Genomic DNA, 24,527 nt, shown 5'->3' with positions numbered 1-24,527 from the left:
TTTTGAAGCGATAATCAAGATTGCGCGAGGCTTGCGACACTGAAGTTGCGGCACTTGCGCCCGTCGAAGGCCTTGGTTAACTTCGCTTAACAGTTGATTTGTTTTTAGCGACAAACCGGGCCTGGGAGACCAGCCGGGGGCATGACGCCAGGTCAGTCGCTGCCGGTTGCCGGCCTGTCCCGTTTCCCTATTCAGAGCCAGAAAATGACATACAAAATTACCAGCTCGGCACAGGTAAACGCCCTCGCGGCGCTGCGCATCATCAACAAGGACGTCGCAACGGTTCAGCAGCAGGTTTCGTCGGGCTATCGCGTCGAAACGGCTGCGGATGATGCAACCTACTGGTCCTATGCAAGCGTCATGCGCTCGGACAGCAGCTCGCTGCAGAACATTCATGACGCACTCGGTGTCGGCGCATCGAAGGTCGATACCGCCTATACGTCCATGGACAGCCTGATCGACCAGCTGGGCGAAATCCGCAAGACTTTGGTGACGGCGCAGGAAGCCGGCGTCGACAAGACAAAGCTCAATACAACGCTGACCGAGCTGAAAGGGCAGCTGCAGACGACCGTTCAGACGACCAACTTTGCGGGCGAAAACTGGCTGCTCAACCGCGATACCACGCTTCCGACCTCGCGCTCGGTGATCGGCGGCTTCGTGCGCGGCACGAACGGTGAGTACCAGGCGCAGACGATCAGCTACCCGGCCGACCAGACCGTCATGATCGACACGACGGACGCCAATCGCGGTCTGCTGACGAAGACGGTAGATGCAAACACGCTCAATCCCGACGGCACCGCGACGGCACGCAACTACTATCTGTTGGACGCCGGTTCGACGACGCCGGCGAGCGGAACGGAAATAAAGCTCGATAGTAACACGACGTCCGCGCAGTTGAAGGACATGCTGGCAGTGGTCGATTCCATCCTGTCGAAACTGACAACGACAGCGGCCGGCCTTGGCACCATGAGCGCGCGTATCAGTGATCGCGTCGCCTACACCGCAGACATGTCTGACTTGATCGACAAGGGCGTCGGTGCGCTCGTCGATACCGACATGGACGAAGCATCGACCATTCAGAAGGCGTTGCTGACGCAACAGCAGATGGGTGTCCAGGCGATTTCGATCCTGAATACGGCTGCCAGCAAAGTGCTGATCCTGCTGCAATAGTGGCGGAGGTGGAGTCGAGCTTGTTCGGCTTCCCCCTTCATCCTCGCGCAAGTTTGACTCCCTAGTTTCGATACAAAGGCGCAGTGCGGAAACCGTGCCTGATGAGTTGTCAGTTCATGATGGAGCGCGGCATGTCGCAGTTCTCTGCAGCGAGAGGGTGGATTCGGTGAGCGCGCTGCTTTCTCGGTACCTGAAGGATTTTGGCGAGCCGGCCGTGGTCGCTCCCGTCGCGGAAGCCGACGATCTCGCGAATGATTTCGGCGGCTTTGCGGATATCGGATCCGAACCGGTCGTGGATCTCGAAGCCGAGCGCCGCAGCGCACATGCGGAAGGCTATGCCGAAGCAACCGCAGCGCTGACGGAGAAGTATGAACTCGAGGCGCAAACGGTCGCGCTCGTTCATCAGCGCGAGGTCGAAGAGCTCCGTGACCGATACGAGGTTGAGACGGCGGCACTGATCTCCTCCCGACTTGAGGCCATGGCGCATGAGGTTGCCGAGCTTGTCAGCGCGACGGTCGCACGGGCGCTTGCACCTGTTATGACCGATGCTCTGTCGCAGAAGGCTGCCGTCGATGTTGCCGGCATCCTTCGCGATGCGGTGCTGGAAGGCGATGTCGGTACCGTGACGGTCAGGGGGCCGACGCGGCTTTTCGATGTGCTGAAGAGCACACTTGGCGAAAAGGCTGGTCTTCTGCGCCATCATGAAACCGGCGATGTCGACCTGACCGTCGAATTTGGCGACGCTGTCCTCGTCACGCGGATGTCGGCCTGGGCGACGAGCTTGAAGAAAGTTCTGGAATGAGTGAGAGCGAAAACCACCACCACGGCAAGAACGAGATCATCATCGTCAAGCGGCATGGCGGCGGGGATCACGACGGTGCGCATGGTGGCGCCTGGAAGATTGCCTATGCCGATTTTATGACGGCGATGATGGCGTTCTTTCTCGTCATGTGGCTGGTCAACGCTGCGAACGAGGAAACCAAGGCCTCAGTTGCGACCTATTTCAATCCGATCAAGCTCGCCGACGAGAAGCCCACGCAAAAAGGCTTGAAGAAGCCCGTCGACCAGGCGGACGGCGATCAGAAGCAGGACAAGTCGAAGGAAAAAGAGGACGAGCCCACCAAGGGCGCATCGGCAGCAAACGGCGACGACCAGACCTCGACGTCAGGCGACCAGACCAACTACTCCGAAGCCGACTTTTTCGAGAATCCCTATTCGGTGCTGGCGGAGATTGCGCAGGAAGTCGGCCAGCAGGCAAATGTCAGCGCCAAGGGCGAGGGCGGTGCCAGCGATTCCGGTCCGGCAACCGGCGCGGACGGCGGTCAGGCCTACCGCGACCCCTTCGATCCGGATTTCTGGACGAAGCAGGTCGAAGTGACGCACGCCGACAAGACGCAGCCGGCATCGAGCGACGCGCCCGCCGATGCTACCGAAGTTGCCAAGGCGGAATCCGAGAATCCGCCGGATCTGACAACGGCCGCGGCTCACGACGGGCAGGCGCAGGAAACGGCAGAGAGCATGCCGCAACACGGTGCAGCCTCCGCGGAAACGGCTGCCAAAAATGCCGAGGGCAAGGAAAAGCCGCAGACTGAGGCACAAAAGGCCACCGAGCAGAAACAGGCCGAAGACCTGCAAAAGGAAATCGCCCAGCAGATCAGTGGCGTGGCTGGCAAGCTCGCTGAAGGTCTCACGGTAACACCGTCGGAGGGTGGCCTTCTGGTCAGCATTTCCGACCAGAGCGATGATTCCATGTTCAACATCGGGTCGGCCGTTCCGCGCAAGGAAATGGTGCTCGCGATGGAAAAGATCGGTGAGATCCTAAAGGGCAAGCCAGGCGCTATTGTCATTCGCGGCCACACGGACGGCCGTCAGTATAAGGGCGAGAACGAGAACTGGCGCTTGTCCATGGATCGCGCCCAGGCTGCCTACTACATGATCGTTCGAGGCGGACTCGACGAAAAGCGGGTCTCGCAAGTCTCTGGCTTTGCTGACCGCAAGTTGAAGGATCAGGCGGATCCCTTCAATGCGACCAACAGGCGCATCGAAATCTTGTTGCAAGCGGATCAGGGATAATCCATGGTCCGTCTCCACCAACGTCTTCTGCTTTTGCTTCTCGGCCTTGCGGGGAGTCATGCTGCCGTCGCGTATGCGGAAGATCAGGAGGACATTGCACCCTACAAGATGCTGCGGTCGCTGCAGTTCGTGCAGGATTCCGTCGTGCTTGGCGATCACTCTGCCGCCGAGATGCAGCGCTTCATGCTCGGCACGATCGATCAGCGCCTGCGCACCATCGATCCGTCGGTTTTCGACGATGACCGCAACGTCGACGCGGCGCTGATCTATGCCATGAGTGGCGGCAATCCCGAGACGCTCGAATACCTTGTTGCCCGCGATGTAAATGGTCACTTCGACAATCGCATCAGCGACGTGTTGCGCAAATATCTAAGCGGCAAGGGATTGCTCGTCGCCAAGAGCCTCGTCGAGACTGCGAACGAATACAGGGACAAGAAAATCGGCCCCTATCTTGCGCTGGTTGGCGGCAATGTCACCATCGCCAAGAGCCCAATGGAGGCGCTGAAGCTGTATGACCAGGCGCGCCTCAATGCGCCGGGGACGATCGTCGAAGAGGCGGCGCTGCGCCGCTCCGTGTCGATCTGCGTCGAAGCCGGGATGGTGGACAAGGGGCTCAATTATTCGCAGCGCTATGTGCGCCGTTTCCTGCATTCGCCCTATGCGAGCCAGTTCGCGGACCTTTTCGTCAAGCTGCTGGTCAATCATGATCACGAGGTGAAGCCGGACGATGTTGTTGGCATTCTCTCCTTCATGGATGAGGCCAGGCAGCGTGAAGTCTATCTCCGCATCGCTCGCGCGGCTGCGATCGCCGGCAAGGGTGATCTTGCACGGATGGCCGCAGCGCGTGCGCAGACGCTTGCCGGCGATTCCGACAACGCCTTTGGAGCGCTGGCGGATTTCTACGGCGGCATGGCGGCGATCCCGACGGACAAGATTAATACGGCCGCGAAGAACATTTCATCCATCCCGGATCAGGAGCTGTCTTCGCGCGATCAGGCGCTTAGGGCCGCAGCAAAAGCCATTGCAGAACAAGTGCTTCGTCCGCCGGACCCGGCAAGCCTGACACAAGCGAAGACCCCTAAATCTTATAGCCAAGAAATTACTTCTAAACAGGCAGCGGCCTCATCGGAGGCGGAGCAGGGAGAGATACCCAACCCGGCCCCAGGTCCTGTTGTGGGAGGAGCGGCAGGGACGCCGCCATCCAATGTTGGGGGACAGCAGGACGCCGACCCGTCATTCAGCGCGTTCGTGACGTCAAGTCGATCGCAACTGGATGAGATCGATGGCATCTTGAACAAAGAAAGCAATTGAGATGATGGACATCAGCGTTTCGGGGGGTGCGTCAGGAGCAGGGGTTGCCTCTGCCGCGGGCATTGGCCGTCAGACCGGCAACGGTGGTGATGCGGATGCAGGCGGGTTCTCTGACGTCCTGAACAAGGCAAGCGGCGGAAAGCATGACTCAACCGAGCAGCCCGCGGTGGACCAGCACGCCGGCGACGGCACCGATGGTAGCGTATCCGCTGCGCCGCGCCACACCAGCCCGAAGGCATTGATCGATCTCGGCAGCGCCTCCCTGGCGGCGCAGGTGCAGACGAAAGAACAGACGGCGGGCTCGACGGATAAAGAGACGAAGAAAACGGAGCGTGACCCGAAGGCCAAGGGCAAGCACGCCGATGACACCAACTCGCGGGATCTGTCCGACACGCTGGGCGATGACGTGGCGAGCCATCCAGCCAAGGGTACCAAGCAGACGGAGACTGACGGCACCGAGGTAAAGAAGGGCGCCGAGGACAATAGCGTGCTCTCCGATGTCCTGAGCTTACTGAAGCAGGTGCCGACTGACGGAACTGCAGCAGCAGCGTTCGCCGCACTGGCTGCGGTGAACCAAAAGGCGGATGTCAAGGTATCGACCGATCCGAGAGAAAAGCCCGTTGCCGGTATCAAGTCCAAGGATGAGACATCTGCCGAAGCTGATCTGGCCAGCGTCGATATGACCGTGGACGCTCAGCTGCCCGGCACAGAGGTTGCCGGCGATACCGACGCGACGACATTCCGGCTGAGCCGTGCCGTTGGCCGCGGTCAGTCGATGGATATGCATGTTGGCATCGACAAGGATGCCACCGCCGAGGCCGGCGGCAAGGCTAACATCGAGAGCGTCTCCGTTCTGGACTCGCGCCGCTACATTGGTTTGGCGCAGAACACCAATTCTGCCGCAGTGACGGCGGCGATATCCGGTGATCCGGAATGGGCGCATGCCATGCAGGCGAGCTCCGCCCTGTCGAATGCCGCCGAGTGGACGAGCACCGGCAAGGTGGTGAATACGCTCAAGATCCAGATGAACCCGATCGACCTCGGTCTCGTTACCGCGACGATGCGGCTTCAGGGCGACGCGCTCAACGTCGACCTCAAGGTCGAGAGCGGCGCGGCCTATCGGCAACTCAAGGAAGACCACGGCAAGATCATCGAGGCATTGCGCAGCCAGGGCTACGCGATCGACAACATCACGATCAGCATGGCGCCGGTCGACCGTTCGGACGCTGGTAATCAGGCGAACGCACAGGGCCAGCAGCAGGGTCAGGCCTTTGCCCAGCAAGGTCAGGGCGGCGAGGCGCGTGAACGTCAAAATCAATCAGGACAGCGAACTGGCGGAGGCTTCGATGGCTCGGGCGAAAGCGGTGTTGAAAGCACTTCTCCTGGCGCCGCTGGCAGCGGTCGCACTGGCGACGTCTATCTCTAGCGCACGGGCGTCGAACAGCGCCTGTGAGCAGGAGATTCAGGCGGCCGCGCTAAAGTACGGCATCCCTGAAGGCATTCTCTACTCCGTTGGTCTAACCGAGACCGGACGCAAGGGATCGCTCTACCCCTACGCGCTGAACATCGAAGGCAAGGCCTTCTTTCCGCCCTCCGAGCAGGACGCACTGAGGCAGGTTGTCGTCGCACGCAGGTCAGGCGCGAAGCTCATCGACATCGGCTGCATGCAGATCAACCAGTACTACCATGGTGAGAATTTCCGGTCTGCGGAGGAGATGTTCGACCCGCGTCGCAATGTGGAATACGCGGCAAGGTTCCTGCGCAATCTCCACGACCGGCACGAAACATGGACGATGGCGGTGGCCCGCTATCACGCCGGCCCCAACAATGACCCTGCCCAGAAGCAGTATGTGTGCCGGGTCATCGCCAATCTGGTCGCCACCGGCTATGGCAAATGGACTCCCAATGCGAGCAACTTCTGCCAGAATTGATTCAATCAAAACGGGTAGAAAACGGAACAAAGCGGAAATGTGTCATATTGTGGCGAGAATCTGTCTCAATATGGCAAGGCAAGTCACATTTTAGGCGTCGTTAACTTTTCCACGAAATTTTTGTGTGCATGATTTCGACTTCCTACTACATCTAGATCAAATCGCGCCTCAATTCTTAATCAACTATTAATTCCCGTCGATTAGTTCCTACAGCTTGTCCCAGAATCGCGCGATTCGTACCCATAGAGCATCGAGGTACCACAAGTGATTCGGAGGCGGACGAATGATCGTAGTGGTTGATGAGCGTGAGCTCGTGAAAGATGGTTACACTTCACTTTTCGGGCGGGAAGGCATTCCTTCCACGGGGTTTGATCCAAATGAATTCGGTGAATGGGTTCAGACGGCGGCGGATTCTGATATCGCAGCTGTCGAGGCCTTCCTGATCGGGCAGGGGCAGCAGAATTTCGAGCTGCCGCGTGCGATCCGCGACCGGACCATGGCGCCGGTTATCGCGGTCAGCGACCAGCCCTCGCTGGAAAACACCCTTGCACTTTTTGATTGTGGCGTCGACGACGTCGTGCGCAAGCCGGTGCATCCCCGCGAAATCCTGGCTCGAGCCGCCGCCATCCGGCGCCGACTGAAAGCGATATCCAGCCACACCGACATCGGCGCGATCCGCGTCTTCTCGGATGGTCGCGATCCGGAAATTCATGGCGAAGTCTTTGCGCTTCCCCGCCGCGAGCGTCGCATCCTGGAGTATTTGATCGCAAACCGCGGTCGCCGCGTCACCAAGACGCAGATCTTCAACGCGATCTACGGGATATTCGACGACGAAGTCGAAGAAAACGTCGTTGAAAGCCACATTTCCAAGCTGCGCAAGAAGCTCCGGAAGAAGCTCGGCTTCGATCCGGTCGATTCGAAGCGCTTCCTTGGCTACTGCATTGACTGGAACTGATTTTTTCAGAACGGGCCGTGTTGCCTGGCCATAGTCGCTGCATTCTCGTCGATGATGGTTCAGCCTCAGACAGCTTCACGCAAGGCCCACCAAATACTCTCAAGCCTACTAAGGGAATCGAGGTTTTCAGATGAGCATTTTTGGCAGCATGAAGACGGCCGTGTCCGGCATGAACGCCCAGGCAAACCGCCTCAGCACCGTCGCCGATAACATCGCGAACGCAAACACGACGGGCTACAAGGCCGTGTCGAGCGCCTTCTCGTCGCTGGTCCTGCCGTCGACCTCGGGTAACTACAATTCAGGCGGCGTCCAGACGTCCGTTCGTCAGTCCGTTTCCGAGCAGGGCGATATCTCCTACACGACGTCGAGCTACGATCTGGCGATCTCGGGCGACGGCTTCTTCATCGTGCAGAGCCCGGACGGCGTTCCGGTTCTGACCCGCGCGGGCGATTTCACCAAGGACGACGAGGGCAACCTGGTCAACTCCGCCGGCTTCAAGCTGATGGGCTATTCCTACGACGCCGGCGCGCCGGCTGTCGTCGTTAACGGCTTCTCCGGTCTCGTTCCGGTCAACGTCAACCAGTCCGGTCTGACGGCGATCGCCTCGACGACCGGCACGTTCTCGGGCAACCTGAATTCGAACGCGAATGTCACGACAACCGGCCTGCCGAGCTCCAACACGGCGCCGATCACCAGTGACACCAAGCAGATGTCGATGGTCGGCTACGACAAGCTCGGCAACACCGTTCAGTATGACTTCTACTTCACCAAGACATCGGCCACGACGCCGCCCCCGGCGACGGGTGCCGCAAGCACCTGGGAGGTAGCGGTCTTCCGTCATGACGATGCGGCCACCGGCGGCACGTCCTCCTTCCCTTACAGCTTTGCGGCCCCGGCAACATCTGCTGTCGTCGGAAGCACGACGTTGAGCTTCGACGCCAACGGCAAGATGGTCGGTGCCGGCGCGCTCGCGATCACCGATACGGTAACGGGTGGATCGATCGCCATGGATCTCAGCGGCTTTACGCAGCTCGCCTCCGATTTCGCCGGCAGCGGCACGCCGAACGGCCAGGCCGCAAGCCCAGTCAAGGACGTGACGATCGACAAGGACGGGACCGTCTATGCCAAGTACTCCGATGGCACCTCCAAGCCGATCTACCGCATTCCGCTGGCGACTGTCGCGAGCCCGGACAACATGACGCTGATGAGCGGCAACGTTTATAGCGCCAACGGCCAGTCCGGCGTTACCGTCACCGGCTTCCCGCAGACCAACGGTTTCGGCACCATACAGGCCGGCGCGCTCGAAAGCTCAAACGTCGACCTCGCCGGCGAACTGACCGAAATGATCGAATCGCAGCGCAGCTACACCGCCAATTCCAAGGTGTTCCAGACGGGGTCCGACATCATGGACGTCCTCGTGAACCTCAAGAGATAAGTAGGGTTCGGATAAGCCATGTCGCTCACTTCCGCACTAAACACTGCGCAGAGCATATTCAGCAATACCGGCACTCAAAGCAGTGTGGTATCGAACAATATCTCGAACTCGAGCAACAGCGATTACGTGCGCCGGCAGGCGATGATCACCACGTCGCTGAATGGCGCGCAAGTCGTGAAGATCAGCCGCGCGCAGGAAGATGCGCTGCTGCGTCAGTGGCTGAAGGCGAGCGCGCAGGACAGTGGCCAGCAAACCCTGCTCAGTGGCCTCACCGACCTGAAATCGATCATGGGCGGCAACGATTACGAAACGTCACCGGCGAACTACCTGGCGACGTTTCGTGAAAAGCTGCAGGCTTTTCGCACGTCGCCGAGCAGCACGATTGCGGCGCAGAGTGCGGTCACGGCCGCACAGGACGTCGCCAATTCACTGAACGACGCAACGAAATCCGTGCAGGCCGTCCGCCAGGGCGCCGACAAGGAAATCGCGACCCAGGTCTCGACGCTTAACACGCTGCTTGCGCAGTTCAAGACGGCGAACGATGCCGTCAAGAGCGCAACCGCAACCGGCGGCAATCCAGCCGATGCACTGGATGAGCGCGACAAACTGCTGAAGCAGATTTCCTCGATCGTTGGGGTCAACGCGGTCGATCGCGACAACGGGGACATGGCACTCTACACCACCGACGGCACGGTCGTTTTCGACACGATACCGCGCACAATTACGTTTGTTGCCCAGAACACCTATACCGCGCAGACGAAAGGCAATGGCGTCTATATCGATGGCGTGCTGCTCGGGGCCGGCAAAGGGTCTACGAGCACGGCACAGGGAAGTCTGCAGGCGCTGTTGCAAGTGCGCGACGAAGTTGCGACGACATTCCAGTCGCAGCTCGACGAGATCGCGAAGTCGCTCGTCACCATGTTTTCGGAAACCGGCGGGACGCCCGCCACGACGCAGCCAGGCCTCTTCGTCTGGAAGACCGCGGCTGGAACGTCAGGCGGCACGCCGACGACGACGGGCGTGATCGACGGCATCGCCGGAACCATCACGGTCAATGCCGCCGTCATCACCAGCCAGGGCGGCGACCCGATGAAGTTGCGCGATGGGTCGATCTCCGGCCTCACCAACCTCAACACAACGAACAGCAGCGGCTTCTCCGACAATCTCGATGCGCTCTACACGGCGATGGGCACCGCACAGACCTTCTCGGCCGCCGCCGGCCTCTCGTCCAACGTCAACATCATGGACTACGCCTCGAGCTCGGTTGGGTGGCTTGAGCAGTATCGAAGCGATGCGACGACAGCGTCCGAGAATACGTCCGCGGCACTCTCGCGTTCGACGGAAGCTTATTCCAACGAGACCGGCGTCAATCTCGACGAAGAACTGACACTGCTTCTCGACATCGAGCAGTCCTACAAGGCGGCCACGAAGATCCTCAACGCTGTCGACGAAATGTTGAAGTCATTGCTGGATATAGCGAGTTAAGCCATGAAAAGTTCATTTATTTCTAGCTCAGCCATTCAGAACGCAATGCGATTGACGATCCGCCAGTCGCAGAAGCAATTGGTCAGCGCTTCCCTCGAAGCAACGACGGGCGTTTACGCCGATATTGGCGCCTCCCTCGGATCCGGCGCGGCCAAGAGCGTGAACTTCACGTCCGAAGTCAGCCGCATCAAGGCTCTCAAGGGCAGCAATTCAGTCGTTTCGGCGCGCCTTGAAGCGTCCCAGCTCGGCCTCGACAGCATGAAGACTGCTGGTGACGCGCTCGTTTCGAAACTGACCGCGCTTCAGGGTAGCCAAGATACGACCAGCATTACGGTGGCCATGCAGTCTGCCGGCGACGCGCTGTCGCAGCTGATGGATACGGGTAATTCGATGCTCAACGGCGAATACCTGTTCTCGGGTATCAACACCGATGTGCAGCCGTTGAAGGACCAGTCGGCCACGGTGACAGCTAATATTACCGCGGCGCTCGGCACCTATGCGACCGGACTCGGCAAGACGGTTGGCGAGCTCACTGGTTCCGAGATGGAAACCTTCATCACCGGCACGGTCGAGCCGATGTTCTCGGAGACGAGCTGGACCGATCCGACGACCGGTTGGTCGAGCGCTTCCAATCAGAACATGACCAGCCGCATCAGCAACTCGGAAGTCGTGACCTCCTCGACAAATGCGAACTCGGAAGGCATGCGCTACTTCGCACTGGCTTCGATCACTGTTTCGGCATTGGCCGGCCAGGGCCTAAGTGCTGATGCCTTGGGCACGGTCACCTCCAAGGCGATCGGCTATGCCGCCCAGGCGACCACGGGCATCGTCACGCAGGCAAGCCAGCTCGGCCTTTCGCAGGAGCGCGTCGAGAAGGCCAACGACGCCCTCGATGCACAATCGAGCATCATCCAGAACAAGCTCGTCGATCTCCAGGGCGTGGATACCTCGGAAGCATCGACACTCGTCAACACCCTCCAGACGCAGCTGGAGACCGCCTACACCATCGTATCGAAAATCCAGCAGTTGAGTCTCGTGAATTACCTTTGATGATCAAGGGTATGAAAGACAAAGAAGGATGCATGAATGTATCAGTTCTCTTACTCCGAGATCATGGAGGACTCGGTGGCCGATGCGAAGGAGCGGGAACGTCAAGTTCTCGACCGGTCCATCGAGCTACTGTCGATTGCGCGGGACAAAGAGAAGTACAGCCGGGAAGCCATTGATGCATTGTTCTACACCCGGCGTGTCTGGGTGAGTTTCATCGAGGATCTCAAGCATCCGGATAACCAGCTTGAGATTCAGTTGCGGGCCAACCTCATCTCCATCGCGATCTGGATCTTGAAGGAGTGCGATCGGATCAGGCGCCGGCAATCGACGAACTACCAAGGCATTATCGACGTTACCACCATCATCAGGGATGGACTAAAATGAAAAGCACACTTCGTATCTCGCTAAAAGCCGGGGAAAAGATCTTTATTAACGGTGCGGTCTTGCGCGTCGATCGCAAGGTCGCGCTGGAATTCCTGAATGATGTAACGTTCCTTCTCGAAAACCACGTCCTCCAGCCGGAAGACGCGACCACGCCACTGCGCCAGCTCTATTTCATCGCGCAGATGATCCTCATCAATCCTGAGGGCAAGGAGCAGTCGACGGCGATGTTCCGCAAGTCGATCACCATGCTGCTGACCTGCTTCAAGAACGAGGAAGTCCTCGCCGAGCTGAAGCGCATCGATGGTCTGGTCTCGACCGGACGAGCCTTCGACGCGCTCAAGGCGATCCGCGGTCTCTACCCGATCGAAGACAGCATCCTCAACAATCACGAAATGCCGCCGACGATGGTCGAGCAGATTCGTAAGGAGATTGCACCATGGCGGTAAGTGGCGTTTCGAGCACGTCGAGCACCTCGTCGTCGTCGAGCACATCAAGCGCGCAGCAGAAGGCGACACTGAACTACGACAACTTCCTTCAGCTGCTCATCGCACAGATGAAGAACCAGGATCCGACGGATCCGGTCGATGCCAGCGAGCAGATGTCGCAGCTAGCGAGCTTCTCGCAGGTCGAACAGACGATCCAGACGAACAGCAAGCTGGACACGCTGCTTGCCAGCTCCAGCCTGACGCAGGCCGGCAGCTATATCGGCAAGTACATGACCAGCGCTGACGGTTCCGTCAAAGGCACGGTTGCCTCGGTCAAGGTCTATTCCGACGGAATTGTCGCGACGACGACCGACGGCAAGAGTATCCTTGTGCAGGCGGGAATCACCCTGGCCGACAAGGCGCCGACGACGTCGAGCTAAGTGCAATTATGAGGCGGTTCGGCCATATCGGGCGAACCGCAAGGCGATATGAGGTTGCCTGACGATGAATGAAGCTGATGCACTTGACCTCTTTCAGGCTGCGATCTGGACGGTCCTAGTTTCCGCGGGCCCGGCGGTTGCGGCGGCCATGGTGGTCGGTCTGGTCATCGCGCTGTTCCAGGCGCTGACGCAGGTTCAGGAAGCAACGCTCACCTTCGTTCCGAAGATCGTGGCCGTCCTCGTCACCATCGGCATCTCGGCGCCATTCGTCGGATCGCAGATTTCGATTTTCACCAATCTGGTGTTTTCGCGCATTCAGTCAGGTTTCTGAGCCACCTTCGCGCAAGCTTCGCCATTTAATTCTCGATCCGAATTGGTGGGCATCATGCCCGCACCTCTCATGAAGAGACGGAATCGAAATGGCGCAACCTCCTGCACTCCCCCTTCCGAAAGCCGGACTTAGCGTACGTGATATCGGTTTTGCCATGGGCATCATCCTTATCATCTGCGTGCTTTTCCTGCCGATCCCGCCGTTTTTGATCGACATGGGACTGGCCTTCTCGATCGCCTTCTCGGTATTGATCCTGATGGTGGCGCTGTGGATCCAGAAGCCGCTCGATTTCTCGTCCTTCCCGACCATCCTTCTGATCGCGACCATGACGCGCTTGGCGCTGAACATCGCGACCACACGTGTCATCCTTTCGCACGGCAACGAGGGTCACGATGCCGCCGGCGGCGTCATCGCCGGCTTTGCAAGCCTCGTCATGTCGGGCGACTTCGTGATCGGTCTGATCGTCTTCCTGATCCTGATCACCATCAACTTCATCGTCATCACCAAGGGTGCGACGCGTATCGCGGAAGTCGGCGCGCGCTTCACACTTGATGCCATCCCCGGCAAGCAGATGTCGATCGACGCAGACCTTTCTGCCGGCATCATTGACGAGAAGGAAGCCCAGCGCCGACGCAAGGAGCTGGAAGAGGAAAGCTCCTTCTTCGGTGCGATGGACGGTGCGTCGAAGTTCGTTCGTGGCGATGCGATTGCCGGTTTGCTGATCACTTGCATCAACGTTTTCGGCGGCATCATCATCGGCTATTTCCGCCACGGTATGCCGATCGGCGAAGCCGCCGACGTCTTCGTCAAGCTGTCCGTAGGCGACGGCCTCGTCTCGCAGATGCCGGCCCTTATCGTTTCGCTCGCAGCCGGCCTTCTCGTGTCGCGCGGCGGCACGGTCGGTTCCACCGAACAGGCGGTCGTCAACCAGCTGAGCGGCTATCCGCGCGCGCTTTCGGTGTCCGCGGTTCTGATGGCGATCCTCGGCCTCATGCCGGGTCTGCCGTTTGTCCCCTTCATGTTCCTTTCCGGTCTTCTTGCCTTCGGTGCCTGGTTCATTCCTCGCCAGGTCGAGGCCGAGAATAGGGCTCGGCGCGAACAAGAAGAGAAGAAGGTCGTCCAGAACAAGGAGCTCGAGAAGGACTCCGTCAAGTCGGTACTGCGTACCTCGGAAATCGAACTCGCGCTTGGCAAGATGGTGTCGACGCGCCTGCTCGGCGCTCACCAGGAGCTCGCTTTCCGCGTCGGCAAGATGCGCAAGAAGTTTGCGACGCAGTACGGTTTCGTTGTTCCGGAAATCAAGGTCACCGACGATATCGGCATTGCCGAGAAGTCCTATCAGATCCGAATCCACGGCACGACGGTTGCCTCCAACATGCTGCGCGTGGGCGAAGTTCTTGTTGTCACCGGCTCCGGCCGCAAGCCGAGCATTCCAGGCGACGAGATTCGCGAACCGGCCTTCGGCATGCCCGCGGTTTCCATTCTTGAAGCCTTTGCAGAAGACTTGAAGCGCGAGGGTTTCCAGCCGATCGACAATGTCTCGGTCGTGCTGACGCACATGAGCGAAGTCATTCGCAACAATCTGCCGGCGCTTCTGTCGTACAAGGACGTGAAGGTGCTGATCGACAGGCTCGATCCGGAATACAAGAAGCTGGCAGACGAGATCTGCTCGTCGCACATGTCCTATTCCGGCCTGCAGGCCGTGCTGAAGCTGCTCCTTGCCGAGCGCGTGTCGATCCGCAACCTGCACCTCATCTTGGAAGCCGTCGCCGAACTCGCGCCGCATGTCCGCAAGACCGAGCAGATTGTCGAACACGTCCGCGTTCGCATGGCGCAGCAGCTATGTGGCGACCTCGCCGACAACGGCGTACTTCGCGTGTTGCGACTCGGCAGCAAGTGGGACCTTGCCTTCCATCAGGCGCTGAAGCGTGACAACAAGGGCGACATCATCGAATTTGACATCGATCCGCGCATGCTGGAGGAGTTCAGCGAGCAGGCGACGAAGGTTATCCGTGAATTCATGGATCGCGGCCTGCCATTCGCCCTTGTCACTTCGCCGGAAACGCGCTCCTATGTGCGCATGATCATCGAACGATTGTTCGCAACGCTCCCGGTTCTGTCGCATGTCGAGCTGGCCAAGGGCATCGAGATAAAGATTCTGGGCTCGATTTCATGATAACTGACCCGCAAGGGACCGTCCTGGCGCTGTTCCTGATCTTCTGTAGGATCGGTGGCTGCGTCCTGGCGATGCCCGGCTTTTCGTCGGCCCGCGTGCCGGCGCAATTGCGGGTTTTCATTGCCGCTGCACTGTCTCTCGCGATTCTGCCCGTGCTTTGGGATACGGTCTATCCGATCGTCCACACATCGAACGCCACCTATATCGGTTATATTTTCAGCGAATCGCTGATCGGCGTCATGTACGGCATGCTTGCCCGGCTCTATACGCTCGGCCTGCAGTTTGCGGCCAGCGTCATCGCAATGATGATCGGATACACGCAACCGAGCGCGGGCGATATCTTCGAAGATACGCCCGAAACCAGCCTTTCCGGCTTCATCACGTTTGCCGGCATGATGATCCTGTTCATGATGGACTTTCATCACATCGTGTTCCGGGCGTTGGTCGATTCCTACACGTCGATGCCCTTCGGCGGCATCATGCAGATGCGCAGTACGCTCATCTCGTTCACGGACACGCTGTCATCGACGTTCATGATCATGCTGCGGCTCTCGAGCCCCTTCCTGATCTACGGCCTGATGTTCAACATCGCTATCGGCTTCATCAACAAGCTGGCGCCGCAGATTCCGGTGTACTTCATATCGACGCCCTACCTGCTTCTCGGCGGCCTCTTCCTTTTCTACTTCTCCGTGGCAGCGCTGGTCAGCCAGTTCGGCCAATCCTTCGCCAGCGTCTTCATCGGCAGGTAGCAGCATGGCGGACAAGACACGCTCCCAGAAACTGAAACGCCTCGTGGCGGTTCAACGTCATCTGGAGCAGATGGCCGAATTCGATCTTGCCGAGACGAGCCGCCAGCGCGCGGAGGTCAACGATCAGATGGACAGCGTCATTCTGGCACTTGGCTCCATGGACCCCGTCCACCATGCTTTTTCGCAGGGCTATGCGGATCGCTTCAACCGGCTCGGGATCAAAGACAAGCAGCTGACCGGCATGCAACAGATTCACGAAATGCGCGTTGTTCAGGAGCGCGCCAAGGGCGATCGGCTGGAAGACGGCATGCGCGAGGCGCTTGAGTCCGAGCGCCGGGAGGCCGACGACAACGCGGTCTATGATCTCATCGATCAAAAATTCGGTACGCCAGCCTCCAGCAAGCTTCAAAAATCATAATCGTCACAATTTTAAAGCAAGAGGATTGTGACTTGGCTATTTCACCTCCGAGTGATCTGGTCCTTGATGTTGTCAAAGCTGCCGACCCGCTGGAGGTCCAGGCGGCCCAGGACAAACTGAAGGCAAACCAGGCCGCTTTTGCCGCCAACAGTCTCGCCGAAGCCGGCAACGGCTTCACGTCGGCCGTCGATATTCTCGATCGCGCCGTCGGCAAGACCGGTTTGAGCGACAGCAAGAACCGCAGCACCAAGACGGAAGAGGTGCCGGAAACCTACCGCAAGTTCGAGGCGATGGTCCTGCAGAACTTCATCAAGAACATGCTGCCGAGTGACAGTGAGGAAGTGTACGGCAAGGGTGCCACCGGTGACATCTGGAAGGGCATGATGGCGGAGCAGCTCGGCAACGAGATTTCGAAGGGCGACGGCATCGGCATTGCCAAGCAGCTCTATCAGGATGCGCTGAAGAAGCAGGAAGGCAAGGTCGCCAACGCTTCCACCGATCAGGACGATCGCAATATGGCGATGAGCATGATCGACGAATTCCAGCGCAAGACCTTCGGTACAACAACTGCGGACAACAAGTCCGCCAATGACGCCTGAGAAAATCGAGGAAAAAAATGGAAATAATCTCGAACGACTACCGTATCAAATCGGTTCTTGGACGCCTTGAAATGATCATCGACAATGAGAATACGAGGATCGGCAGCGACCCTCAGTTCGATCTCAAAGTGTCGAATGCCCACAAGAGCCGTTGCCTGTATGAACTCTCCATGCTCTTCCGCGACACCGATCCGAAGGAACTGGCGGCGACGCATCTCGATCAGCTGCATGGGCTGAAGAAGAAGCTGGTGCTGAACGCTCGGCGCGTCGAAGCGCACCTGGAGGCGGTTCGCACGGTTGCCGATCTCCTGAAGAATGCGGTCCAGGACGCGGATGCCGACGGCACCTATTCCCAAGAGCAATTCGTGGCACGTGACGCTTGATGATTAAGCTCGTTCTGACAGGCGTCTGGGTTTGCGCGATCACGCTGGCATCGGTCTATTTCTCCGTGCACATGGCAACGGCTCCTGCGCCGGCTCCCGATGATTCCAAGCAAAGCCAGCTCGAGCTTGTAAAGGGCGAGACGATTACCGTGCCGATCATTGCCGACGGCGCCGTCACCGGCTACTTCCTCGGCAAGGTGTCTTTCATGATGAACAAGGACAAGGTGAAGAACCTCACCTTGCCTCTGACGGAAATGACGACCGACGAGCTCTTCACGCTGCTCGTCGGCAACAAGATGGTCGACATCTCCAACATGAAGTCCTTCGATCCGAATGCCTTCCGCGAGATGATCAAGAAGGACATCAACCAGCATCTCGGCGGAGACTATATCGATCAGGTGATGCTGGAGCAGCTCGACTACCTCTCGAAGGAAGAAGTCAAGGCGAATGCCTCCGGGCAGCAGAAGAAAACGGTCAAGCCCGTCAATGTCGTAGCCCCGGCACCCGTGTCGGACCCGGCTGCAACGGAGTAAGACGGCTATCGCCCTGAAGCGGCACCACTGGCGCAGTTTTGCATTTATCTCAGGGCTGCCGATAGTTAACAATTCCTTCGTTTGAGGCTAGGAATTCAAGCGATTTTCCTAAGGGATAGTTGAAATCGTGCTGCTACAAGTCGCGGCGATGGGCTGACTGTGCACAGCTTTCCGGTTTTCGGAATTCTTCATGCGCTCCCAGGCGAACGCTATCGGTCGATGCTGAATCGTCTGGTGCGGCGATGTGATCTGTTCCGGGATGCATGCAGCATGAAACACTATCGTCAGGAAGCCGGCATGAGCCTGATCGCGAATTTCGCGGTCCTGTCGTCGCGTCGCGCGATCTTCGATCTGCCGGTCTGCGATCTTGGCTGGGATGACGCGCTGGTGTTCATCAATGAACTACTGTCGATGCCGGTTGGGCAGACGTCCATCTCGTTCGTCACCGCGGGCAATATGCTGATGACGCTGCGCGACAGCGAATACCGCGCCGTTCTCACACAAAATCTGTTGCTCCCTGATGGCCTCGGTCTCGATATTGCGTCGAGAGTGGCGCACGGATCGCTGTTCCCCGCCCGCTTGAAGGCCGCCGATTTCGTGCCTGCGCTGCTGACATTCATGGAGGTGCCGCGGCGCATCGGCCTGATCGGCAGCACGCCCGAGGCGGTCAGGACGACAGCTGCAACGTTCCGGCGGCACGCCCCGTGGCATGAGTTCATCATCATTTCCGACAGCTTTTCCGAGACGGCAGACAAATCGGCGATCATCAAAGCCATCGATCGGCAATGGCTCGATTTACTGATCGTCGGAACGAGCACGGCATCTAAGGAGAAATGGATCCATAAGAACATCCGGGCGGATCATGCTCGGCTTGTGCTTGCTGTTGGCGACCTGTTCGATGTCGTGGCGGGCACGGTTCACCACGTGCCAAAATTTCTGCGGATGATCGGGCTCGACCGCGGCTATTGCGGGATACACGAGGCGACACGCCGGGGTTTGCGGTACGCCCTCGATTCCGCAACCTTCCTCTACTACGTGCTCCAATACGGCGTAACGCGCCGCCGGCGGCTACTGCGTCGATCAACGTAATTGCGTCAGTTAACCATTTCTTTGCTATGAACATTTAGGGTTACTTAACCATCCGCAGTCGCGGGCGGCTCGACCGTTCCGTTCATACGCATGAGATGTGGCGATGTACGACAGCAATCCGAGAAGCCAAGCCATCCTCCGGCCCCCGACGGCACGGCGCAACTATATCGCGATGCCATCCGAAGCCGCTGTGATGCCGGCGGCGGAAGCAAAACTGCTCGGCGTGATCGAACGCGCGCTTGAGCAGCAGCGAGCCAGCCGCGCTACTGGACCTGAAGCGCCGCCGCTTGTCAGTCGCATCGAGACAATCCTGGGCAAGAGGCTTGAGGCAGCAAACGATGTCGAGGCCGCCATTGTCGAGACGCCGCCGATTACGCCTGCACCCATCGCACCGCCCACAGCAGCAGCTGCAAACCTGACCCAGGTTGCATCTTCTACCTCCGAAAGTGCGCCGAAACCAGGGCGCTTGAAGCGTCTCGCTGCGATTGGTCTCGTCTGTGCGCTGGGTGGAGCGAGCGGTAGTCTGATCCCTGCAGAGCCGGCGCGCTATAGCGCGGAAGGAATGCTCGCCATCCAAGGCGCCGGCCAAGGTCGCGCTGTAGCCACGAAAGCGGCCGAAAAGACGCTTTCGGCGTCTCATACGATCGCCGCGACCGTTGCGGCATTGAAGCTCGACCGCGATCCGGAGTTTTCCGGCGGTTCCTCCGATGCATTTGCAGTCGCTATTGACCTGCTATCGACCGATGGCACAGCGGCCGACCCTGTTTCGCGCGCAGAGGCATCGCTCGTTTCCGCGATCCGCACCGCGACCGATCCCCACGCCGGCACGATCGATTTCAAGGTTACCACAGGCAGCGCGGAGAAATCCGCGCGCATTGCGGGCTACCTCGCGTCCGTCCTGACGAGTCGAGAAGCTGCAACTGGGGTTGCCGAAGACGGATCGTTGAAAAAGGCGGACGATGCGGCGCAGCTCGAGCTTGCCTCCTTCACGCAGAAGAGCGGCGAAGGCAACGTGAAGGTTGCGACTGATCTGCAGGAGCAGATCGGAAGCATTGATGGGGAACTGAAGGTAGCCGAGCAGCGCATCCTTGCTGCCCAGGAGCAGGCCCGCCGGCTGAAGACGGCAAAGGTCGGCGATGTCCTTGCCGGCACACTTGATCCTGACCTCATGTTGCCGACACTCATCGACCACCGTGACAGATATGTGGCCGCACACCTGTCGCTTTCGCAGCTGTCGGTCAATCTCGGCCCACGCCATCCGCGGCTGCAGGCGCAGCAGGCCGAGGTCGACGGTTTGAAGGATGCGATTGGCGACGACCTCGCTCGGCTGGTGCGCGAAGCGAATGACGAGATGAAGTCAGCCACCGTCGACAAACGGCAGCTGAGCGATCACCGCAACGCGCTGATCGCGCAGAGCAAGGACACGGGCGTCGATTTCGCGAAGCTGACCGAGCTGCGTGACAAGGCAAGTGCGGCGCGCTTGCGCCTGGAGGACGCGATTACCACAGGAGCCGTTGCGCCGGGTACTGGCAGTGTACAACTGCAGAAGCCGGTACAGACAGTCGCCATGCCGGCTGGTCAGCGTTGGCTGTCGCCACTGCTCGGCGCTCTTGCTGGGCTCGCATTCGGCCTGGCTGTTGTCTCTGCCAAAGCGCGCTCCACGCTTGCTGCGTCCGCAAGGAAAGAGCCGTCGCTACGCACCCCCACACCCGAGCCAAATGTCGGCACGCCATCGACGGCCGCCCCCGCCAAAGGGCCGCAGGAGGTGGACATCGTCCGTGCCGAGCTCGCCGCCATGCGCGACAGGCTGCGTACCCGGTCGGCAGCATCCTGACCTGCTGCGACACGATTGTTCTTGCATTTGCCATTTTAGGCAGGATAGGGCGTGGACAGGCAAATCGCGCTGAGCGCCAACGGCTACAATGGGCTAAAGCAAGGGCAGGAGACAGTCTTGACGACAGTGATTGATGGCAAACAGGTCGCCGCTTCGGTAATCGAAACGGTGAAGGCAGCGACATCGGCGCTGGACAAGCAGAGCGGCGTCAAGACGGGCCTTGCCGTCGTGATTGTCGGGGATGACCCGGCCAGCCATGCCTATGTCAACTCCAAGAGCAAGATGGCGAAGGAATGCGGATTCAAATCCGTCCAGCACACGTTGCCGGTTGAGACCACGCAGGAGGAGTTGGTAGCGCTCGTCGCTACGCTGAACCACGACCCCTCGATCCACGGGATCCTTGTGCAATTGCCGTTGCCGAAGCATCTGAAATCCGAACCGATCATCCAATCGATCCTGCCGGAAAAGGATGTCGATGGTCTGCACGTCGTCAACGCCGGCAAGCTTGCGACTGGCGATTTCGAAACCGGCCTCGTTTCCTGCACGCCCGCCGGTGCGATGGTTTTCGTCCGCCGCACGCATGGCGAAGATCTCTCCGGCCTGAATGCTGTGGTGATCGGCCGCTCCAATCTGTTCGGCAAGCCGATGGCGCAACTGCTGCTGAATGCCAATGCCACGGTGACGATCGCTCACTCACGTACCAAGGACCTGCCGTCGGTCTGCCGTAATGCCGATATTCTGGTCGCCGCTGTCGGTCGCCCGGAGATGGTCAAGAGCGATTGGGTGAAGCCCGGCGCCACCGTGATTGACGTCGGCATCAACCGCGTTCCGGCTCCCGAAAAGGGTGAAGGCAAGACCCGCCTCGTCGGCGATGTTGCCTTTGACGAGGCGTCGAGGGTCGCCGATGTCATCACGCCGGTTCCAGGTGGGGTGGGTCCGATGACCATTGCGATGCTGATGGCCAATACTGTGATCGCCGCCCATCGCGGCGCCGGTCAGACGCCGCCCAAATTCTGATCCTGCCTCGGGGCGGGGCCTGTCGAAGCGCGGACGATCAGTTCGGTTTTCCAGAGCTCCTGTTCCGGGAAGGGGCCGTCCTGCTTGACCGTCCCGATGAGCCGCTGGGCGATGCGCACACCCGCGGCGCGCAGCGACGACCGCGTCGTCGTCAGCGGCACGGAAAAGTTCTCGGGTTTCAGATGCGGCAAAACGTCGTCATGCGCGATCAGTGAAATGTCCTCCCCGAGCTTCAGCCCGGCCTGATTGACGGCGCGGATGGCGCCGAGCGCCAGCACCGTACTGGAACAGAGGATCGCCGTCGGTCGCTCCGGCATCTGTAGAAATCGTTCCATGGCGGACTGGCCAAGCTCGTCCGTCATCGACGTATGGCTCATGCAGTCTTCCGGAAGCGATAGCCCTCGCTCGGCAAGGGCCGCAACCAGCCCGTTCTTGCGGCGGATTGCAAAGTCGAGATGTCCAGGCCCGTTGAGGAGGGCAAAGCGCGTATGGCCGAGCTGAAGCAGCAACCTTGCGGCATCATAGAAAGCGGCCTCGTTGTCGATGTCGAGGTAGGGATAGTCGGGCTCGGAGCCGATGGAGCGGCCGTGCACCAGGAATGGCATGGAGAGCGACTTCAGCATTGGCAGCCGCGGATCGTGGGCCCGCATATAGGCCACGAACAGCGCATCGACATTGCCGCTGATCGCCAGCCGCCGCAGTGCCCCGACCTCGTCGTTTGGATCGGCCGGCATGATCACGAAATGAAAGTCGTGGCGCACGGCCTCCTCGCCGAGCCCGGTTAGGAACTCGCCGAAATGCACATCGGAATAGTGATCGGGAGCCGTCGGCATCACCAGCCCGATCGAGCCTGCCTTGCCGGTCGCCAGCCGTTGCGCCGCCTTGTTCGGGCGGTAGCCTGTCTCCTTCACGGCTTGCAGGACCCGCTCGCGCGTCGCCTCATTGACTTCGGGATAGCCGTTCAATGCTCGGCTTACCGTCGTCTGCGACAGGCCAAGCAATTCCGATAGCTGTTTCAGATTCACGTGCTATTCTTCCTCCGCTTACACTGGTCGCCACCTCCCAATGGAATCCAAAGCGCTTTTAATTATGTAGCAGTTGTGCTGCTTGACTCAAGAAAAATCGCTCCATATTCCCAAGGTATGGCGTCGAAACCCTGATGTAAAAGGCCGCATCTTTTGCGCTTTTTTCGAAATTGCTTGACTCTTTTCCGGCGAAAGTGACATGAGTGCTTTTGTCAAAGCGCTTTGGAACGGCGTCAAAATGGTTTCAAAAGTGCGGTTGGGATTGTGATGGGAGGTTGATCACATGAGAAAGACGTTTTTGATGGGCGTCGCCGCGGCGGCGCTACTTGCTGCCGGTGCTGCGTCTGCTGCCGATCTGAAGTTTGCTCCGGGGCAGGATTCGAAATTCAACTGGAAGAGCTACGACGATTTCAAGGCTGCTCACGCCGATCTCAAGGGCGAGCAGATGACGATCTTCGGGCCCTGGCGCGGCGAAGACGAAGCCTTCTTCCGCAGCATTCTGGCCTACTTCACCGAAGCAACCGGTGTAGACGCCAAGTACTCGTCTTCGGAAAATTACGAACAGCAGATCGTCATCGACACACAGGCCGGTTCGCCGCCGAATATCGCGGTCCTGCCGCAGCCGGGCCTTTTGGCCGATCTCGCCAGCAAGGGCTACTTGACGCCGCTCGGCGATGAGAATTCCCAGTGGATCAAGGACAACTACGGCGCCGGCGATAGCTGGGTCGGCTACGGCACCTACAAGGGCAAGGACGGCAAGGAAGCCTTCTATGCGTTCCCTTACAAGGCCGACGTGAAGTCGCTCGTCTGGTACGTGCCTGAGAATTTCAAGGAAGCGGGCTACAAGGTCCCGACGACTATGGAAGAACTGCACGCCCTGACGGATCAGATCGTCAAGGATGGCGGCGTTCCGTGGTGCATCGGTCTTGGTTCCGGTGGTGCAACCGGCTGGCCGGCAACGGACTGGATCGAAGACATCATGCTGCGTCAGCAGAAGCCTGATGTTTACGACAAGTGGACCACCAACGAAGTCAAGTTCACCGATCCTGCCGTCGTTGCTGCGATCGAGGAATTCGGCTCGTTCGCCAAGAACGAGAAGTATGTAAGCGGTGGCGTTGCAGCAGTCGCGGCGACCGACTTCCGGGATAGCCCGAAGGGTCTCTTCGGCGTGCCGCCGAAGTGCTATCTGCACCATCAGGCGTCGTTCATCCCGTCGTTCTTCCCGGAGGGCACGAAACTCGGTCAGGATGCCGACTTCTTCTATCTGCCGACCTACGCGGCGCATGCCGACCTCGGCAAGCCAGTTCTGGGCGCTGGCACGCTTGTTACCGTCACCAAGGACTCCAAGGCGGCTCGTGCCTTCATCGAGTTCCTGAAGACTCCGATCGCGCACGAAGTCTGGATGGCACAGTCCAGCTTCCTGACGCCGTACAAGGGCGTCAACACGGCAGCCTATGCCAACGACCAGATGAAGAGGGAAGGCGAGATCCTGACGACCGCGACTACCTTCCGCTTCGACGGCTCTGACCTGATGCCTGGCAAGATCGGCGCGGGCGCGTTCTGGACCGGCATGGTCGATTTCGTCGGCGGCAAGTCCGCGGAAGACACCGGCAAGGAAATCCAGAGCGCCTGGGATGGCATCAAGTAACATCGCCTGAGTCCCATGCCGTCGGCAACGGCGGCATGGCTGAAATGCATGGCCGGATACTGGGAG

Annotated in this window: 25 protein-coding genes; 24 read left to right on the top strand and 1 reads right to left on the bottom strand. The window is 59.3% G+C overall.

Going from position 1 to position 24,527, the window contains the following annotated elements:
- The first annotated feature begins 204 nt into the window (after positions 1 to 204).
- From FHX09_RS14030 to folD, 23 genes are all read left to right on the top strand, one after another.
- The gene (locus FHX09_RS14030) at positions 205 to 1,170 is read left to right on the top strand and encodes a flagellin (RefSeq protein WP_037083371.1); all 966 of its coding nucleotides are present in this window, start codon (positions 205 to 207) and stop codon (positions 1,168 to 1,170) included.
- Positions 1,171 to 1,336: 166 nt separating this feature from the next.
- Positions 1,337 to 1,972, top strand: a complete 636-nt coding sequence (locus FHX09_RS14025) for a hypothetical protein (RefSeq protein ID WP_184450249.1) — start codon at positions 1,337 to 1,339, stop codon at positions 1,970 to 1,972.
- Positions 1,969 to 3,243 (top strand): MotB family protein, encoded by a 1,275-nt coding sequence (locus FHX09_RS14020; protein WP_132588330.1) that lies wholly within the window; start codon positions 1,969 to 1,971, stop codon positions 3,241 to 3,243. The genes FHX09_RS14025 and FHX09_RS14020 overlap by 4 nt, the downstream gene beginning before the upstream one ends.
- Positions 3,244 to 3,246: 3 nt before the next feature.
- Positions 3,247 to 4,554, top strand: a complete 1,308-nt coding sequence (gene motC, locus FHX09_RS14015) for a chemotaxis protein MotC (protein ID WP_132588331.1) — start codon at positions 3,247 to 3,249, stop codon at positions 4,552 to 4,554.
- Between the two features lies 1 nt (position 4,555).
- The gene (locus tag FHX09_RS14010) at positions 4,556 to 5,980 is read left to right on the top strand and encodes a flagellar hook-length control protein FliK (protein ID WP_132588332.1); all 1,425 of its coding nucleotides are present in this window, start codon (positions 4,556 to 4,558) and stop codon (positions 5,978 to 5,980) included.
- Positions 5,922 to 6,485: a transglycosylase SLT domain-containing protein gene (locus tag FHX09_RS14005; protein WP_037083332.1), complete on the top strand. Its 564-nt coding sequence runs from the start codon at positions 5,922 to 5,924 to the stop codon at positions 6,483 to 6,485. The genes FHX09_RS14010 and FHX09_RS14005 overlap by 59 nt, the downstream gene beginning before the upstream one ends.
- Positions 6,486 to 6,768: 283 nt before the next feature.
- Complete coding sequence (locus tag FHX09_RS14000; protein ID WP_007796638.1) at positions 6,769 to 7,440, top strand: response regulator transcription factor; 672 nt, start codon at positions 6,769 to 6,771, stop codon at positions 7,438 to 7,440.
- 130 nt (positions 7,441 to 7,570) lie between these two features.
- Positions 7,571 to 8,875, top strand: coding sequence for a flagellar hook protein FlgE (locus FHX09_RS13995; RefSeq protein WP_007796641.1), 1,305 nt, complete (start codon positions 7,571 to 7,573; stop codon positions 8,873 to 8,875).
- Between the two features lie 18 nt (positions 8,876 to 8,893).
- On the top strand, positions 8,894 to 10,360 hold the full coding sequence (gene flgK / locus FHX09_RS13990; RefSeq protein WP_007796644.1) for a flagellar hook-associated protein FlgK: 1,467 nt from the start codon (positions 8,894 to 8,896) through the stop codon (positions 10,358 to 10,360).
- Between the two features lie 3 nt (positions 10,361 to 10,363).
- On the top strand, positions 10,364 to 11,410 hold the full coding sequence (locus FHX09_RS13985) for a flagellar hook-associated family protein (RefSeq protein WP_007796648.1): 1,047 nt from the start codon (positions 10,364 to 10,366) through the stop codon (positions 11,408 to 11,410).
- Between the two features lie 36 nt (positions 11,411 to 11,446).
- Positions 11,447 to 11,794: a flagellar biosynthesis regulator FlaF gene (gene flaF, locus FHX09_RS13980; RefSeq protein WP_007530128.1), complete on the top strand. Its 348-nt coding sequence runs from the start codon at positions 11,447 to 11,449 to the stop codon at positions 11,792 to 11,794.
- On the top strand, positions 11,791 to 12,240 hold the full coding sequence (flbT, locus tag FHX09_RS13975; protein ID WP_007796651.1) for a flagellar biosynthesis repressor FlbT: 450 nt from the start codon (positions 11,791 to 11,793) through the stop codon (positions 12,238 to 12,240). The genes flaF and flbT overlap by 4 nt, the downstream gene beginning before the upstream one ends.
- Positions 12,231 to 12,659 carry a flagellar hook assembly protein FlgD gene (flgD, locus tag FHX09_RS13970; protein WP_007796653.1) on the top strand — a complete coding sequence of 143 codons (429 nt, stop codon included), beginning with the start codon at positions 12,231 to 12,233 and terminating at the stop codon, positions 12,657 to 12,659. Before flbT ends, flgD begins: the two co-directional genes overlap by 10 nt.
- Before the next feature lie 64 nt (positions 12,660 to 12,723).
- Positions 12,724 to 12,990, top strand: coding sequence for a flagellar biosynthesis protein FliQ (gene fliQ / locus FHX09_RS13965; protein ID WP_007796656.1), 267 nt, complete (start codon positions 12,724 to 12,726; stop codon positions 12,988 to 12,990).
- An 88-nt stretch (positions 12,991 to 13,078) separates the two neighbouring features.
- Positions 13,079 to 15,166 carry a flagellar biosynthesis protein FlhA gene (gene flhA, locus FHX09_RS13960; RefSeq protein ID WP_132588333.1) on the top strand — a complete coding sequence of 696 codons (2,088 nt, stop codon included), beginning with the start codon at positions 13,079 to 13,081 and terminating at the stop codon, positions 15,164 to 15,166.
- Positions 15,163 to 15,915 (top strand): flagellar biosynthetic protein FliR, encoded by a 753-nt coding sequence (fliR, locus tag FHX09_RS13955; protein ID WP_132588334.1) that lies wholly within the window; start codon positions 15,163 to 15,165, stop codon positions 15,913 to 15,915. Before flhA ends, fliR begins: the two co-directional genes overlap by 4 nt.
- A gap of 4 nt (positions 15,916 to 15,919) precedes the next feature.
- A complete protein-coding gene (locus FHX09_RS13950; RefSeq protein WP_007796668.1) occupies positions 15,920 to 16,333 on the top strand; it encodes a hypothetical protein in 414 nt (137 codons plus the stop codon).
- Positions 16,334 to 16,365: 32 nt separating this feature from the next.
- Positions 16,366 to 16,932: a rod-binding protein gene (locus tag FHX09_RS13945; RefSeq protein WP_132588335.1), complete on the top strand. Its 567-nt coding sequence runs from the start codon at positions 16,366 to 16,368 to the stop codon at positions 16,930 to 16,932.
- Positions 16,933 to 16,949: 17 nt separating this feature from the next.
- Positions 16,950 to 17,315, top strand: a complete 366-nt coding sequence (locus FHX09_RS13940; protein ID WP_132588336.1) for a hypothetical protein — start codon at positions 16,950 to 16,952, stop codon at positions 17,313 to 17,315.
- Positions 17,315 to 17,848 carry a hypothetical protein gene (locus FHX09_RS13935; protein WP_132588337.1) on the top strand — a complete coding sequence of 178 codons (534 nt, stop codon included), beginning with the start codon at positions 17,315 to 17,317 and terminating at the stop codon, positions 17,846 to 17,848. Before FHX09_RS13940 ends, FHX09_RS13935 begins: the two co-directional genes overlap by 1 nt.
- A 297-nt stretch (positions 17,849 to 18,145) precedes the next feature.
- Complete coding sequence (locus FHX09_RS13930; protein WP_132588534.1) at positions 18,146 to 18,937, top strand: WecB/TagA/CpsF family glycosyltransferase; 792 nt, start codon at positions 18,146 to 18,148, stop codon at positions 18,935 to 18,937.
- Positions 18,938 to 19,040: 103 nt separating this feature from the next.
- Positions 19,041 to 20,771 (top strand): succinoglycan biosynthesis protein, encoded by a 1,731-nt coding sequence (locus FHX09_RS13925; protein WP_132588338.1) that lies wholly within the window; start codon positions 19,041 to 19,043, stop codon positions 20,769 to 20,771.
- Between the two features lie 117 nt (positions 20,772 to 20,888).
- Positions 20,889 to 21,788, top strand: coding sequence for a bifunctional methylenetetrahydrofolate dehydrogenase/methenyltetrahydrofolate cyclohydrolase FolD (gene folD / locus FHX09_RS13920; RefSeq protein ID WP_132588535.1), 900 nt, complete (start codon positions 20,889 to 20,891; stop codon positions 21,786 to 21,788).
- Here folD and FHX09_RS13915 read toward each other — a convergent pair.
- Complete coding sequence (locus FHX09_RS13915; RefSeq protein WP_007796692.1) at positions 21,767 to 22,813, bottom strand: substrate-binding domain-containing protein; 1,047 nt, start codon at positions 22,811 to 22,813, stop codon at positions 21,767 to 21,769. The genes folD and FHX09_RS13915 overlap by 22 nt on opposite strands.
- Before the next feature lie 283 nt (positions 22,814 to 23,096).
- Between FHX09_RS13915 and FHX09_RS13910 the strand changes: the two genes are divergently transcribed.
- Positions 23,097 to 24,461 carry an ABC transporter substrate-binding protein gene (locus FHX09_RS13910; RefSeq protein ID WP_183718856.1) on the top strand — a complete coding sequence of 455 codons (1,365 nt, stop codon included), beginning with the start codon at positions 23,097 to 23,099 and terminating at the stop codon, positions 24,459 to 24,461.
- The last annotated feature ends 66 nt before the right edge of the window (positions 24,462 to 24,527 follow it).

Source organism: Rhizobium sp. BK538 (genome assembly GCF_014197575.1).
Lineage (GTDB): Bacteria > Pseudomonadota > Alphaproteobacteria > Rhizobiales > Rhizobiaceae > Rhizobium.
This window is presented reverse-complemented; position numbering and strand designations above follow the sequence as displayed.